The organism is Lysobacter sp. CA196, assembly GCF_052078695.1.
In the GTDB taxonomy this organism is placed as follows: Bacteria; Pseudomonadota; Gammaproteobacteria; order Xanthomonadales; family Xanthomonadaceae; genus Lysobacter.
The window spans coordinates 1-14,616 of sequence record NZ_JBQJIN010000001.1 but is presented as its reverse complement, the minus strand read 5'-3'; the positions used below and the strand labels follow the sequence as shown (position 1 = coordinate 14,616).

Annotated in this window: 14 protein-coding genes and 1 pseudogene; all 15 read left to right on the top strand. The window is 61.2% G+C overall.

The features are described from left to right. Positions 1-34: 34 nt before the first annotated feature. Positions 35-397, top strand: a pseudogene (locus ACTOWK_RS00075) (hypothetical protein); the annotation flags it as partial. A 283-nt stretch (positions 398-680) separates the two neighbouring features. Further along, the gene (locus tag ACTOWK_RS00070; protein ID WP_441328208.1) at positions 681-1,688 is read left to right on the top strand and encodes a virB8 family protein; all 1,008 of its coding nucleotides are present in this window, start codon (positions 681-683) and stop codon (positions 1,686-1,688) included. Further along, the gene (locus ACTOWK_RS00065; protein WP_441328207.1) at positions 1,685-2,452 is read left to right on the top strand and encodes a TrbG/VirB9 family P-type conjugative transfer protein; all 768 of its coding nucleotides are present in this window, start codon (positions 1,685-1,687) and stop codon (positions 2,450-2,452) included. Before ACTOWK_RS00070 ends, ACTOWK_RS00065 begins: the two co-directional genes overlap by 4 nt. Further along, positions 2,449-3,666 (top strand): TrbI/VirB10 family protein, encoded by a 1,218-nt coding sequence (locus tag ACTOWK_RS00060; protein WP_441328206.1) that lies wholly within the window; start codon positions 2,449-2,451, stop codon positions 3,664-3,666. The genes ACTOWK_RS00065 and ACTOWK_RS00060 overlap by 4 nt, the downstream gene beginning before the upstream one ends. A 28-nt stretch (positions 3,667-3,694) precedes the next feature. Then, positions 3,695-4,732, top strand: coding sequence for a P-type DNA transfer ATPase VirB11 (virB11, locus tag ACTOWK_RS00055; RefSeq protein ID WP_441328633.1), 1,038 nt, complete (start codon positions 3,695-3,697; stop codon positions 4,730-4,732). 181 nt (positions 4,733-4,913) lie between these two features. Continuing rightward, entirely contained in the window at positions 4,914-5,723 is an 810-nt protein-coding gene (locus ACTOWK_RS00050; protein WP_441328632.1) for a lytic transglycosylase domain-containing protein, read from the top strand. A gap of 123 nt (positions 5,724-5,846) precedes the next feature. Continuing rightward, positions 5,847-6,212, top strand: a complete 366-nt coding sequence (locus ACTOWK_RS00045; protein ID WP_441328205.1) for a TrbC/VirB2 family protein — start codon at positions 5,847-5,849, stop codon at positions 6,210-6,212. Then, positions 6,205-6,519, top strand: coding sequence for a type IV secretion system protein VirB3 (locus tag ACTOWK_RS00040; protein WP_441328204.1), 315 nt, complete (start codon positions 6,205-6,207; stop codon positions 6,517-6,519). Before ACTOWK_RS00045 ends, ACTOWK_RS00040 begins: the two co-directional genes overlap by 8 nt. 145 nt (positions 6,520-6,664) lie before the next feature. After that, positions 6,665-9,121, top strand: a complete 2,457-nt coding sequence (locus tag ACTOWK_RS00035; protein WP_441328203.1) for a VirB4 family type IV secretion/conjugal transfer ATPase — start codon at positions 6,665-6,667, stop codon at positions 9,119-9,121. A gap of 60 nt (positions 9,122-9,181) precedes the next feature. After that, complete coding sequence (locus ACTOWK_RS00030; RefSeq protein WP_441328202.1) at positions 9,182-9,946, top strand: hypothetical protein; 765 nt, start codon at positions 9,182-9,184, stop codon at positions 9,944-9,946. 65 nt (positions 9,947-10,011) lie between these two features. Next, positions 10,012-10,782 (top strand): hypothetical protein, encoded by a 771-nt coding sequence (locus ACTOWK_RS00025; RefSeq protein WP_441328201.1) that lies wholly within the window; start codon positions 10,012-10,014, stop codon positions 10,780-10,782. 96 nt (positions 10,783-10,878) lie between these two features. Continuing rightward, positions 10,879-12,078, top strand: a complete 1,200-nt coding sequence (locus ACTOWK_RS00020) for a type IV secretion system protein (RefSeq protein WP_441328200.1) — start codon at positions 10,879-10,881, stop codon at positions 12,076-12,078. A gap of 11 nt (positions 12,079-12,089) precedes the next feature. Continuing rightward, positions 12,090-12,605, top strand: coding sequence for a DUF4189 domain-containing protein (locus ACTOWK_RS00015; protein WP_441328199.1), 516 nt, complete (start codon positions 12,090-12,092; stop codon positions 12,603-12,605). Between the two features lie 511 nt (positions 12,606-13,116). Further along, positions 13,117-13,353, top strand: a complete 237-nt coding sequence (locus ACTOWK_RS00010) for a DUF4189 domain-containing protein (RefSeq protein WP_441328198.1) — start codon at positions 13,117-13,119, stop codon at positions 13,351-13,353. A gap of 660 nt (positions 13,354-14,013) precedes the next feature. Continuing rightward, the gene (locus ACTOWK_RS00005) at positions 14,014-14,505 is read left to right on the top strand and encodes a DUF4189 domain-containing protein (protein ID WP_441328631.1); all 492 of its coding nucleotides are present in this window, start codon (positions 14,014-14,016) and stop codon (positions 14,503-14,505) included. The last annotated feature ends 111 nt before the right edge of the window (positions 14,506-14,616 follow it).

Sequence of the window (14,616 nt, the reverse complement as noted above, 5' to 3'; positions counted from 1 at the left end):
AAGCGTGAGACATACAACTGCAACCAGCCCTCGTTTGTGGGTCGCGATTTTGCTGGCGATTGCGCTGGCAGGCTGCGCCACTCGACCCGCGCCGGATTTCGGCGGCCGCTGGAAGCCGGTCAACCGGTATTCCGAAGCCCCCAGCGAAATCCCGCTGCACCAGTCCTACGTGTTCTATCCGTCGCCGATGGACGGCACGCTGAAGAACATGCTGACGCGCTGGGCCGCCGATTCGAATATGACCCTGGACTACCAGCATTATTCGGACTTCACCCTGCACCAGGCGGTGTCGCTGATCCACACCACCAGCCTGCCCGACGCGGTCTCGCAGCTGAATTCCGCGTATGCGGCGCAGGGCGTGGTGATCGCCCGCGAAGGCGACAAGATCGTGGTGCGCTCGGCCGTCGCCGCGCCGGCGCCGGGTCCGGCGGCAGCGTTGCCGGAGCCCGAGTCGAAGGCCAAGCATCACGCCCGGTCCAAGGACGAGGCGGCTCCGGCCGCATCGCCCTCCGCGGACGACGCGGCGCCCTCGTCGGTCTCGACGTCGGCTCTCGCCCAGACCGCAGCTCCGACGCCCTAACCATCGAACGGCTAACGCCGACCCGCTGAGCGATCCGGTCTGCGTGCGCGAGCACGCCCGGTCGCCGGCAACGATTCCATAGTTATGGATGCAACATAAGATGTTCGGAAAAAAGCCCGTAACTCCGCAGATCGAGAACGCCGTCGCCAAGGCGGCCAACTACGAAGTGACCGTCGCCGACATCGCGCGACGCAGCGAACGCCGCGCCTGGATGGTGGCGTTCGCCTCGTTGGTGATGTCGCTGATCCTGGCCGGCGGATACTTCTACTTCCTGCCGCTCAAGGAAAAGGTCCCGTACCTGGTCATGGCCGACGCCTACACCGGCACCTCGACCGTGGCCCGCCTGCGCGACGACTTCGTCAATCCCAGCATCGGCAGCAGCGAAGCGATCAACAAGGCCAACATCTCGCACTTCGTGATGGCGCGTGAGTCCTACGACGCCTCGCAGATCGGCGAGCGCGACTGGAGCACGGTGTTCGCGATGGCCTCGCCGCACGTCACCAGCGGCTACTCGCAACTGTTCGGTGCGACCAATGTCAACAACCCGATCAAGATCTTCGGCAAGGAGAAGACGGTCCGGGTCAAGATCCTCAGCATCCAGCTCAACGGCGAGCAGAACACCGGTCCGAAGGCGAAGGTCGCCACGGTCCGCTTCCAGCGCAGCGTGCTGAACAAGACCTCGGGAGCTTCCGAGCCCTTGGACAGCAAGATCGCCACGATCGAGTACCTGTACAAGTCGAACCTCAAGATGGACGAGCGCAACCGCGTGCTCAACCCCTTGGGCTTCCAGGTCACCGGTTACCGCGTCGACAACGACTACGCCGCTTCGCCGCCGATCCAGAGCGAGTATCCGACCACGCCCGACGCGGCTGCGCCCGCTCCGGCGGCCGCGCCGCAGGGGCAGCTCATGCCCGACGGCACCGTCGCGCCGGCTCCCGGTTACCCCGCGGCACCGGCCGCTCCCGGCGTGGCCCCAGGCTACCCACCGACGGCACCGGCACAGCCCGGCGCGTCCGTTCCCCCCAATCCCGCCGCCAATCCGGCAACGACGCCGGCGGCACCTGCACCTGCACCGACTGGCAATGCGAATGGAGTCAGCAACCGATGAACTGCCTGCGTAAACACCGCTTGGCCGCCCTGCTGTTCCTGGCGGTTTCCGGCCTCGCGCTACCTGCCACGGCCCAGGTTATCCAGGAATACGAATACGAAGCCAACCGCATCTATCCGGTGCGTACCGGTCTGGGCATCACCACCCAGATCGAGCTGAGCCCGAGCGAGAACATCCTCGACTACAGCACCGGCTTCAGCAGCGGCTGGGATCTGAGCCGCCGCGACAACGTCTTCTACATCAAGCCCAAGAACGTCGACGTCGACACCAACATGATGATCCGTACGAGCACGCACTCGTACATCTTCGAGTTGAAGGTCGTCGCCACCGACTGGCGCGTGCTCGAGCAGGCCAAGCAGGCCGGCGTGCAGTACAAGATCAAGTTCGTCTATCCGAACGGCACCGAGTTTTCCGGCGCCCAGGAAACCAAGGCCGAACCGGTTCCGGAGTTGAACACGACGCTCGACAAGAACCGCGTCTACAACTTCGATTACCAATATTCGACCCGCAAGAAGCCGTCATGGCTGGTGCCGACCAACGTCTACGACGACGGCCAGTTCACCTACATCAAGATCAGTGGACTGAAGAGCCTGCCGACCGGCAATTTCCCCGCCGTGTTCGGTCGCGAACGCGAAGGCGGCGAGGATTTCGTGGTCAACACCACGGTCGAGAACAACACGATCGTGGTCCACGGCACCTATCCCTACTTGATCATCCGGCACGGCAATAACGTCGTCGGTCTGCGCAGGAAGAAGCAGAAATGAGCCAGAACATGCCGCCCAACCCGCCTGGCCACCCCGAAGACAACCAGGGCACGCCGCAAGAAGGCAACTACGGCTACGCCGGTGCCAATCCCTACTACGGACAGCAGGCCTCCGGCCCGGCTCCGGACCTGGATGCCAGCACCCCGACCCTGAAGTCCTCCGAAGCGCAGAAGCTCAACCGCAAGGCGCTGCTGTTCCTCGGCGGTATCGTGCTGTTGCTGATCATCGCCGCGTTGTGGATGTTCAACAGCGCGACTTCCGGCGACGACGAGGCCAAGAAGGTCAAGGACGAGGAGATCAGCATCCCGGCGCTGCCCAAGCCGATCGAAACCCAGTTGCCGCCGCCGCAGCCGGTGCCTGAGATGCCGCCGTTGCCGATGGCCGAACCGATGCCGCCGCCGCAGCCGCAGATGAACCAGCAGCCGCAGGAACAGGTCGAAGCCGGTCCGCGCGGTCCCAGCCTGATGGAACGCCGCATGGGCGAAATGGCCGGGCAGGGCGGTGGTGGCGGTCAAAGCAACGAAGACCGCGTCGCTGCACAGATCGCCGCGGCCGAAGCCCGCCTCAACCCGAAGCCCGCCGTCGTCGAGCCCCCGAAGGAAGTCGCCTTCGCCCAGCCGATCTACAACCCCGATACCTTGCTGGTACGCGGTACGTACATCCGCTGCGTGATGGAGACCCGGATCATCACCGACCTGCCGGGCTTCACCTCCTGCATCGTCACCGAGCCGACCTACTCGATCAACGGCCGTCGCCTGCTGCTGCCGAAGGGCTCCAAGATCTCCGGCCGCTACCAGAGCGAGAACATCAACGGTCCGCGCGTCTCGGTCATCTGGGATCGCATCACCACGCCGAACGGCATCGACGTCAACATGGCCAGCCCGGGCATCGACAACCTCGGCGGCGCCGGCCATCCCGGCGACTTCAACGCGCACTGGGGCAGCCGCATCGCCTCGGCGCTGCTGATCAGCCTGATCAGCGACGCGTTCAAGTACGCCGCGGCCAAGAACGGTCCGGAGAGCACCACCATCACCAATGGCGGCTTGGCCGTCCAGCAGCCCTACGAGAGCAACACCGCTCGCGCGATGGAACGACTGGCCAATCAGGCCCTGGACAAGAGCATCAACCGGCCGCCGACCGTGACCATCAACCAGGGCACGATCGTGAACGTCTATGTCGCCAAGGACGTCGACTTCTCGTCGGTCCTCAGGTGATATCGACAACAGTGTTTGGTTGAGAGAAATGGATACAGACAATTCACCGATCGCCCAGGTATCGAACGCGTTCCTGGAATACCAGTACCAGGTGCTGGGCATCCACGAGTACATGAGCTCGCCGGATGTGACGGAAATCTGTATCAACCGGCCGGGGGAGCTCTATCTGGAGACCCGGTCGGGCTGGAACCGGATCGAGGTGCCGGGCCTGACGTTCGAACGGGCCCGGCAGTTCTGTACCGCGGTCGTCAACGAGAGCAACACCGGCCAGCGCATCACCGATGCCGACCCGGTGGTCTCGTTGACGTTCCCGACCGGTCAGCGCGCCCAGTTCGTGATTCCGCCGGCCTGCGACGCCGGCAAGGTCTCGATCACGATCCGTCTGCCGTCCAAGCACAGCAAGACCCTGCAGCAGTACGAGGAGGACGGCTTCTTCGCCCAGGTCGTCGAGCAGACGCACGTGCTGAGCGAGCACGACCGCGAGCTGCTGGAACTGCGCGCGTCGAGGAACTACGCCGAATTCTTCAAGAAAGCCGTCCAGTACAAGAAGAACGTCGTTGTCGCCGGCGCCACAGGCAGCGGCAAGACCACCTTCATGAAATCGCTCGTCAACCACATCCCGGCCTACGAACGGCTGGTGACGATCGAGGACGCGCGTGAGCTCTTCATCGAGCAGCCGAATGTGGTGCACTTGCTCTACTCAAAAGGTGGACAAAGCACGAGCAACGTCACGGCCAAGAGTTGCATGGAGGCCTGCCTTCGTATGAAGCCCGACCGGATCATCCTGGCCGAGTTGCGCGGCGACGAATCGTTCTACTTCATTCGTAACTGCGCCTCGGGCCACCCGGGATCGATCACCAGCTGCCACGCCGGCAGCATTACCCAGACCTGGGATCAGCTGGCGTTGATGGTGAAGGCTTCGAACGAGGGTTCGGGATTGGAATTCGCGGTCATCAAGCGCTTGTTGATGATGACCATCGATATCGTCGTGCACATCAAGGCTCACGCCGGGCAGCGCTATATCACGGGCATCGATTTCAATCCGGAACGCTCGCACGCCGAATAGGTGCGCTACGTTCGCGAAATTCGTGAAAAAGTGACGTAAGTGTGCATGGCCATTGACAATCCTGGCTCCAACATGAATCATTGCGGCGTCGTTCCAACTGCTAGCAACCCATTCATTTTTGGTCTGTTTACAGGGGGTCGGCGCCAAGGTCGGCAGGGGGGATCAAGGAATGTTGCCCGGAATTGAGCTGATGAACTGCCCGGGCTTGGCAGTTCCACATGAAGTGATGCACCACGTCGTGCGCGTGGAGTCGTCCTTTAATCCCTACGCCATCGGCGTCGTGGGCGGCCGCCTCGTGCGCCAGCCCAAGAATCTCCCTGAAGCGATCGCGACCGTGCGCATGCTCGAGCGCCGCGGCTACAACTTTTCGCTCGGCGTCGCCCAGGTCAACCGCTACAACCTCGGCAAGTACGGCCTGGACTCCTACGAGAAAGCCTTCGAGGCCTGTCCGAACCTGCAGGCCGGTTCGCGCATCCTGGCCGAGTGCTACAGCCGCTCCAATAACGATTGGGGCAAGTCGTTCAGTTGCTACTACTCGGGCAACTTCGTCACCGGTTTCCGGCACGGCTACGTGCAGAAGGTCTACGCCTCGATCAACCGGGCCGCGAGCAACGACTCCGACGGCCAGGCCATCGCCGTGATCGGCAAGTCGCCGGCGGCGGGGACCACCGTCGCCGCGGCCGCCAAGCCGGTCTACGCGCCGGGCCGCCAGTCCGGCCCCCAGCGCCTGGCCGCTGCCCTGGCCACTTCGCAGCCGGCTCCGCCGCCGCCGCCGATGGCCGCGTCGATGCCCCAGTTACCGTTATCAGCTACACCAATGCCGATTTCTTCACCGTCTGCGGTCCAGCCCGTTTCGATGGGCATGGCTGCGCTGGTTCCGCAAGCGTCTCAACCGGTAAGAGTCATGCCGATGAACGCCGCCGCGGGGCCGGCTGCTGCCGCGGCTTTGTCCAAAGAGCCGTCGCCGGGAGACCAGGCCTTCGTTTTCTGACCACCGATCCACCAGCGCCAAACCCTAGCTTCAATCCCTAGCGTCAATCCCTAGCTCCACCCCCTAGACCCACGATTCTTCTCCACCACCTTTGTCCACTAGCGAACTAGAAGGGATCTCTTCATGAACAACACCGTCTTCAAGAACTTTCTCTCCGCCTTCGGCATGGCGGCCCTTTTCGTCGGCATGCTGGCCGCGCCGGAACTGGCGTTCGCCCAGGGCGGCGAAGATGCGGAAGGTCGCGTCACCGGTTTCATCACCAAGCTCAACGGCCTGCTGAACGTCGCTTCGATCGCCATCGTGACGATCGCCGTGATCTTCGCCGGCTACCAGATCGCCTTCGCCCACAAGCGCATCGCCGACGTCGCACCGGTCCTGATCGGCGGCTTCCTGATCGGCGCCGCTGCCCAGCTGGCCCGCATGGTCATTCCGGAAGACGTCGGCTCGCCGGTCGGCATGGTGATGACCGTCCTGACCACGTATGCATAAGAACGCGCTGTTTCGCGGCTGTACGCGCCCGCCGATGTTTCTCGGCGTGCCGTACATTCCCTTCGCCATCGGCGCGGGGACTTCGATCCTGCTGACGTTCTACATCAACATGTGGTGCATCTTGTTGCTGCCGATCGTGATTTTCATCATGCGGCAGATGACTCGGCGAGACGAACTGATCTTCCGCCTGCTCGGCTTGCGGCTCCAGTTCCGTACTCGCGTACGGAACCTGGAACATCACCAGGGCATGTGGGTGTTCACGCCGAACATCTATCGCAGCGCCAGCGACAAGAAAGCGAAAAAATGAAGTCCCGGACGTCATTGCGGCTCGCCCGCAGTGACGTCCGGCTTTACCGGCAGCCGTTCGCCGCGTTAATCGAGCGGTCCTGCCGTCCCAGCCATTCAGCATCAAACAGCCGCTTCATCCACCCAAGAAGGCACGTACTCACCTTATGCTGACGCCCGACGCTCCCATCAGCGAGTTCATCCCGCTGTCCACCCACGTATCGCCGACGGTCCTCAAGACGACCGGGGGCGACTTCCTGTTGGTGTGGCATTTGGGTGGGTTGCCGTTCGTCGGGCGCGAGGAGTGGGAGCTGGAGCACCGCCACAACACGTTCAACCGGATGCTGCAGACCCTGCGCGCTCCGGATTTCGTCAACGTGGCGTTCTGGGTGCACGACATTCGCCGTCGCCGCCGCGTCAACACCAAGAACCAGTTCGACCAGGTCTTCAACCAGGAATTGTCGGACGGCTACTTCGCGTCGCTGTCCAGTCAGAAGCTCATGCAGAACGAGCTGTATCTGACGATGATTTACCGCCCGATCGTCTCGGGCAAGCGCTTCGTCGAGAAGTCGGCGAACGTCGAGCAACTGAAGGAAGAGCAGGATCAGGCGATCGGCAAGATCATGGAGCTGGCCAGCAACGTCGAAGCGGTCCTCAAGGACTACGCGCCGTACCGGCTGGGCATGTACGAGGCCAAGAACGGCCTGGTGTTCTCCGAAGCGCTGGAGTTCTTCGGCTATCTGCTCAACCGCATCGACGAGCCGGTGCCGGTGCTGCCGGCCCCCGTCTACAACTATCTGCCGGTCAGCCGGCACATGTTCTCGAACAAGTCGGGCGACTTCGTCATCAATACGCCGAACGGCGTGAATCATTTCGGTGCGATCCTCAACATCAAGGAATACACCGACGCCACCTACCCGGGCATCCTCAACGGCCTGAAATATCTGGATTTCGAATACGTCGTGACGCATTCGTTCAGCCCGATGGGCCGTCAGGACGCGCTGAAGGCGCTCGACCGCACCAAGGGCATGATGATCTCGTCCGGCGACAAGGCGGTCAGCCAGATCATCGAACTCGACATGGCGATGGACCAGCTCGCCTCGGGCAACTTCGTGCTCGGCGAGTATCACTTCACCTTTACCGTGTACGCCGACAGCCAGGAAAAGCTCGCCCAGCATCTGGCGATGTCGCGCGCCGAGCTGTCCAACGCCGGCTTCATCTCGGCCAAGGAAGACCTGGCGGTGGCGTCGTCGTTCTACGCCCAGTTCCCGGGCAACTGGAAGTACCGCACCCGCCTGGCCAACGTCAGCTCGCTGAACTTCCTCGGCCTGTCGCCGCTGCACAATTTCGCGACCGGCAAGAAAGAGAACAATCCGTGGGGCGACTGCGTCACCACCTTGCAGACGACCAACGGCCAGCCGTATTACTTCAACTTCCACGCGACCCATCCGGCCGAGAACTCGCTCGGCGAGAAGGCCATCGCCAACACCATGGTGATCGGTAAGTCGGGTACCGGTAAGACCGCGCTGATCAACTTCCTGTTGAGCCAGGTGCAGAAGCTCAAGCCGGTGCCGACGATCTTCTTCTTCGACAAGGATCGCGGCGCCGAGATCTTCGTGCGCGCCTGCGGCGGCAACTATCTCGCCCTCGAGAACGGCCAGCCCACCGGCTTCAACCCGTTCCAGTGCGAGAACAACGAAACCAATACCCAGTTCCTGTCGGACCTGATCAAGGTGCTGGCCGGCAAGGGCGTGTACTCGGCGCGCGAGGAAGAGGACATCTTCCGCGCGGTCGAGAACATCCTCGACACGCCGCCTCACCTGCGCAGCATGACCAACCTGCAGAAGAGCCTGCCCAACATGGGCGACGACGGTCTGTATGCGCGCCTGCGCAAGTGGACTGCGGGCAATTCGCTGGGCTGGGTGTTCGACAATCCGGTCGACACGGTCAATCTCGAAAAAGCCAACATCATCGGCTTCGACTACACCGACGTGATCGACAACCCCGAAGTGCGCGTGCCGGTGATCAATTACCTGCTGCACCGCCTCGAAGAGCTGATCGACGGACGCCCGCTGATCTACGTCATGGACGAATTCTGGAAGATCCTCGACGGCAGCGGCGGCCTCAAGGAATTCGCCAAGAACAAGCAGAAGACCATCCGTAAACAGAACGGCATGGGCATCTTCGCGACCCAGAGCCCGGAAGACGCGCTCGCCAGCGACATCTCGGCGTCGCTGATCGAACAGACCGCGACCCTGATCCTGCTGCCGAACCCGAACGCCAGCCGCGAAGACTACATCGAAGGCCTCAAGCTCACCGATGCCGAGTATCAGGTGGTGAAGGGTCTCGACGAGCGTTCGCGCTGCTTCCTGGTCAAGCAGGGCCACTCGGCGGTCGTCTGCCAGCTCAACCTGCGCGGCATGGACGACGCCCTGGCGGTCATTTCCGCTTCGACCGACAACATCGACATCATGCACCAGGTGCTCGACAAGGCGGCCCACAAGAAGGGCGTAACCCAGGGCGACCTGGTTCCCGCCGACTGGCTGCAGGACTTTTTCGCCAACCGCAAGGGTTCGGGCAAAGGCCCGGCCAAGAAGGCGGTTTCCGATTCCGCCGCGGCCTAAAGCTGGCGAACCGTTTATTCAGCAGTATCTGACGTCAACCATCAGATCAGGAGAAGGAAGATGAAATCGAACATTGCCAAGCAGGCGCGCACTAAGAAGCTGGCTGTCTGCGCACTGGCGTTAAGTAGTGCGATGGTGGCCGGAAGCGTGAATGCGCAATGGGTGGTTACCGATCCTGGTCACACCATACAAAACGTCGTCCAGCAGATCCTCGTCTCGGGCGAGCGTGCCGGCGAATTCGTGAAAGAGCTGGACGAGTGGAAGAAGCAGTACGAGCACTTCCAGCAGCAGCTCATCAAGTTCCAGAGCTTCTTGAACAATCCGATCGCCTTGCCGAACTCGGAGCCCTGGGTCGAGTTGAACAAGGCCGAGGTCGTCAAGCAGAAGTGCGGCGATACCGGCGGCAGCCTGCTGGGCAGGCTGATGGACAGCGTCGGCCTGAACCTCAATGGCGACCTGGCCCAGCAGCAGTTGCAGGTGTGCGTGAACATCGAAAGCGCCAAGGTCGACAAGTTCAACTACACCGTCAAGTTCGCCCGCGACTCGGTGCCGCAGATGCAGAGCCTGCTCGGCAAGATCCAGGGCCAGCGCGGAACCAGCAGCAGCCAGGGCAACATCCAGGGCGTGGACAGCGAATCGATGCGCCTCGCCAACGACCTGGACATCAAGTACCAGTCCTGGCAGTCGCAGATGAAGACCTACGACGCTTACATCGCCGCGATGATGGACAAGCAGAACACCTTGGCCACACGCGCGCTCAAGGGCCAGGCGGGCCCTCTGGGCCAGATGCTCAGCACCGCGGCCATGGCCGGCGCGCTGCAGTAAGCCGGGGCGCATGGATCACTGATCGGCAATGCCAGTGGCAACTATCGGATCGGGAGAGAGGGAAGATGAAAACGAATAATGCCAAGCAGGCGTACAAGAAGAACCTTGCGGTTGGCGTCCTGGCGCTGGGCTGTGTCATGGCGGCCGGTAGCGTCAACGCGCAATGGGTCGTCACCGATCCGGGACATATGGCCGCGAACATCGGCCAGCAAATCGCGACCAGCGCCGAGCGCGTCGTAGAGTTCGGCAAGGAAATGGCCGAGTGGCAAAAGCAGTACCAGCACTTCCAGCAGCAGCTCATCAAGTTCCAGAGTTTCCTGGACAACCCGATCGCGTTGCCGACCTCCGAGCCGTGGCGCGAGCTGGACAAGTCGCAGGTGGTCGAGCAGCGTTGCCGTCAGCCAAGCGGCGGGGGCAGCATTCTCGGCAATCTGATGTCGCGTGTCGGCCTGAATCTCGACGGTGACCTGTCCGAGCAGCAGATGCAGATCTGCGTCAACATCGAGAGCGCGAAGGTCGACAAGTTCAACTACACCGTCAGGTTCTCGCGCGATACCGTGCCGGAAATGCAGCGCCTGCTCGGCCAGGTGCAAAGCCAGCGCGGCACCAGCAGCGATCAAGGCAACGTGGAAGGCGTGGACAGCGAATCGATGCGGCTGGCGAACGATCTCGATGTCAAATACCAGATGTACCAGGCGCAGATGGGTATCTACGATGCCTACATCGTGGCCATGGTCGACAAGCAGAACACGCTCGCCAAGCGCGGCCTGAAGGGCCAGCAGACGCTGATCGGCTCGGCCTTCAGCACGGCGGTGATGGCAGGGGCTTTGCAATGACAAGGGCGAACGGCGACGTTCGAATCAAGGCCGCTCTCCGCATGCGGATGATGAGCCGGGCCGGCAACAGCGATTCCAGGGATAGCGGGTGCAGCGATGATTAAGGGACTTAACCTCACCGGCGGCTGGCTGCCGAACTCCAGTCCGTTGGACTGGCTCAATCTGCACGTCAATTCGGTCGGAGACTTCGTCTTCTTCCGTTTGATCCTGACTTACTTGCGTCGTGAAATCCGCGAGTTCGGCCTGGAGCTGATGGGCAACGCCATGCAGTGGGTCGGCGGCATCGCACTGACCTTGATGACCTTGTGGATCCTGCTGCAGGGCTACCGCATCGTCAGCGGCATGTCGCGCGAGCCGATGATGGCCTTGGTGACCAACGCGCTGCGCGCGACGTTCATCGTCGCGGTGGCCACATCGATGGGCGTGTTCGGTACGAATTTGCACACGTTCCTGACCGACGACGTCAAGAAGGAAATCAACTGGGTCGTCACCGGCGACCCGAACTCCACCCCGGAGCAGAAGATCGACGAGAACCTGGGCTGGATGCAGTTGGCCTGGTCGAGCATCGACGCGATGCAGGTGGTCAGCGATCCGGCATTGACCGACGAAAAGACCCGGGCGATGTGGGCGGTCGGTTTCGGCACCGGCGGGCCGGCGATTACCGCGGGTATTTCGCTGCTGCTTTATGAAATTGCGATGGCCTTGTTTATCGGATTGGGACCAATATTCATATTGTGTTTGCTGTTCGACCAGACAAAGCAACTGTTCAGCAAGTGGCTGTACTATGGCATCGGAACCATGTTTTCGATGGCGATGTTGAGTGCGATGGTCGCGATTGCCATGAAGATGGTCGCCAAGGTGGCGGCGGTTTTCTGGGGCACTGCGATCGCGGGTGCGATCCTGGGGCAGAACTTCACCCAGGGCATGTCGAGTCAGGCGTTGCAGCAGGGTGGTTTGGGTTTGATCCTGACGGTGCTCATCATCAGCGCACCGCCGATGGCCGCGATGTTCTTCCAGGGCGTGTTGGGTCAGTTCAGCTCGTACAACTCGTTCGCTCCGCCGCAATCGCAGGGCGCTTCGCCGGGTGGCGGGATTCCGTCGCAGTATGGTGCTGGTGCGGCGCAGCCCCGAGCTGGTAGTGAGGTTCAGGGCTCACAAGCTCCAATGAATACACAACACGCAGCACGAGTTACCAGTGGACAGCAGGGGCATGTCGAGCCAGCACAGGGCCAGCGTGGGTTGGCTAATACGCAATCATCTGCAACTCCTGGCCAGCGAGGGGCTGCGGACAACTAGGAGCTTTAAGAGTGAAAGCGATCAGCTTCTTCGTGTTTGCCAGTCTGTCTGCGCTTTTTAGTAGCCCTGTATCGGCGCAGTGCCCGGCGGGAACGCCGTCGGCAGGTAATCCGCAGTGCATTCCACCGAGCGCGTGGCCGCAGAACGCGCCCTCGCAGCAGGCTGCTGCGGAACCGAAGTGGAAGCTGACCTGGGGTGCTATCGCTATTGACCCGAATACGGGAGACGTGGGTACAGCTGTAGGCAGCTTCAGCAAACGGAAGGCTGAACGAGAAGCCATAGCTCGCTGTTCAGCCAACGGGGCTGGCGATTGCAAGAAGATATTGTTTGCTTACGAGAATCAATGCGGTGTTGTTGCTTGGCCATCGGCGCCAGGGAAATCCGGTGGGATCATCGCGCAAAGCGGCCCGACAGTCGCTGTTGCCAGTGAAGTGGCCCTTAAGCGATGCGCCGGAGATGGTAGAAGCGATAGTGGTGTATGCGAAATCGTATACTCCGATTGCACAAAGCCGGTATTAATCAGGTAATAGCTTGCCCAAGTCGCAGGCGACTGCGCTCAATCGACGATTCGTTTAGTCGGTGTAGGGAAATATCAATGGCTCAGGTCGTTTGACCTGGGCCATTTTTTTGCCTTTTTCTAGGAGGCTCGTGACACGTCCGAGGCAATTTCAAGCACGCCTTGTACTTGACCGCAATTCAGTCGCTAGAATATTTTCGAGTTGGCGTTTGTTGTCTTCTTTACTCGGTATTGATGACAAGAAGTATCGAATTGAAAATAAGCCATCTCGTCACGGCAGCGCTTTGCGTTCTTTGGTGCGGGGCTGCGCTAGCTCAGTGTCCAACCGGCATTCCTTCCGTCGGAAATCCGCAATGCGTCCCGCCGAGCGCCTGGCCGCAGAATTCAGCTCCGGCGCAACCCGCGGGGCCTGCTTGGAAACTCACCTGGGGTGCGATCGCGATTGATCCGGATCATGGAGATGTCGGCACATCAGTAGGTTAGTTCAGCAAGCGGAAAGCAGAGCGTGAAGCCTTGGTGCGTTGCGCCGAAAAGGCGCGAAGGGCTGCAAGAAGATTCTGTTCACTTATCAGAACCAATGTGCGGCTGTAGCATGGCCCTCCGTGCTCGGGCATAACGCAGTTATTAAGGCGGCCAGCGGGCCCACCATCGAGTCGGCCAGTGAATACGCTATGAAGCACTGTGCGGGTACCGACGAAGCTGGCGGGTGTCGGATTGTTTATTCTAGGTGCTCTGACGCGGTGCTCGTCGGCGGGTAATCGTCAACAGATGTCGAGTCAAAGTCGCGGCGCGAAGAGTCGAGGCCTTTATGTAGATACTGCTTCGATTTGGACGTGATGGAATGAAAGAGATCTACCTGATATTGCTCTGTCTGTCAGTGCTCAGCCCTGGCGCGATGGCTCAGTGACCAGCCGGTATCCCGGCTGTCGGAAATCCTTCGTGCGCTCCTCCTAATGCATGGCCCCAGAACGCTCCGGTACAGCAGACTCCTTCGTCGGCGCATTGGGAAAGCCGTTGGGGAGCCATAGCGACGGATGCACCGAAAGCCGTCTTAGGTGCGTCGACCAGCATGAAATCCAAACGGCAAGCGGAAGCGCATGCACTTTCGTAGTGCCGCAAGAAAGGGGGCGGCTATTGCGTCCTGGATGTCTAGTACTTCGATCAATGCGCGATCCCTGTTACGGGAGACAAGAAATACAGCGTCCACACTGCGGCGACTGTAGAAAGAGCCTCGGAGCTGGGCAAGCGACAGTGCAGCAATGACGACGTGAACTGCCGGGTCCACTACACGAACTGCAGTCCTCCGGAGTTGATGCAATAACCGCGTCTTCACGAGCGGTTCGATTTGATGGGGTGAGGCGAGTGACGAGTAGAGGGGCGTCTTTCTCTCGGCAGATAAGGGAACAGGGAACGTGGAAATGAAAGTTGCGTGTTTGTTCATGGTTCTGAGTGTTGGGTTGCTGTGGAGCGACCACTCAATGGCGCAGTGCCCAGCGGGCATTCCATCGGCTGGCAATCCACAATGCATCCCACCGAACGCTTGGCCGCAGAATGCGCCAGCCTCCCAGGCGGCACGGGTCGAGCCTCACTGGGAACTGACGTGGGGCGCCATCGCAATCGGCCTAAGTACCGGCGATGTCGGCACCTCGGTGGGCAAGTCCTCGAAAAGAAAGGCTGAGCGCGAAGCTCTTGATCGTTGCGCCGAGCACGGGGCGGGCGATTGCAAGAAGCTTCTGTTCGCTTACGAGAATCAGTGCGCTGTCGTTGCCTGGCCTGAAGTGCTCGGGCAGGGTGCCAACGTGATTACTCAAGGAGGTCCGACTATCGAGGTGGCCAGCGAACTCGCCCTCAAGAGTTGCGAGGGCGGCAGCGGTGCCCGAATGGGGTGCCGAATTGTCGCCTCCCCGTAAACTCACTCCAACCCTAACCAGAGGTCTCCAGGCAAACTAGCCCCAAGGAGACCCAGATGCGCAAGAGCAAATTCACCGAGAGCCAAATCGTCACGACGCTGAAGCAAGTCG

Coding starts and splice junctions, on each gene's coding strand:
- ACTOWK_RS00020 (WP_441328200.1), top strand. CDS start 10,879: ATGATTAAGGGACTTAACCTCACCGGCGGCTGGCTGCCGAACTCCAGT.
- ACTOWK_RS00040 (WP_441328204.1), top strand. CDS start 6,205: ATGCATAAGAACGCGCTGTTTCGCGGCTGTACGCGCCCGCCGATGTTT.
- ACTOWK_RS00070 (WP_441328208.1), top strand. CDS start 681: ATGTTCGGAAAAAAGCCCGTAACTCCGCAGATCGAGAACGCCGTCGCC.
- ACTOWK_RS00035 (WP_441328203.1), top strand. CDS start 6,665: ATGCTGACGCCCGACGCTCCCATCAGCGAGTTCATCCCGCTGTCCACC.
- ACTOWK_RS00060 (WP_441328206.1), top strand. CDS start 2,449: ATGAGCCAGAACATGCCGCCCAACCCGCCTGGCCACCCCGAAGACAAC.
- ACTOWK_RS00005 (WP_441328631.1), top strand. CDS start 14,014: ATGAAAGTTGCGTGTTTGTTCATGGTTCTGAGTGTTGGGTTGCTGTGG.
- ACTOWK_RS00045 (WP_441328205.1), top strand. CDS start 5,847: ATGAACAACACCGTCTTCAAGAACTTTCTCTCCGCCTTCGGCATGGCG.
- ACTOWK_RS00025 (WP_441328201.1), top strand. CDS start 10,012: ATGAAAACGAATAATGCCAAGCAGGCGTACAAGAAGAACCTTGCGGTT.
- virB11 (WP_441328633.1), top strand. CDS start 3,695: ATGGATACAGACAATTCACCGATCGCCCAGGTATCGAACGCGTTCCTG.
- ACTOWK_RS00065 (WP_441328207.1), top strand. CDS start 1,685: ATGAACTGCCTGCGTAAACACCGCTTGGCCGCCCTGCTGTTCCTGGCG.
- ACTOWK_RS00030 (WP_441328202.1), top strand. CDS start 9,182: ATGAAATCGAACATTGCCAAGCAGGCGCGCACTAAGAAGCTGGCTGTC.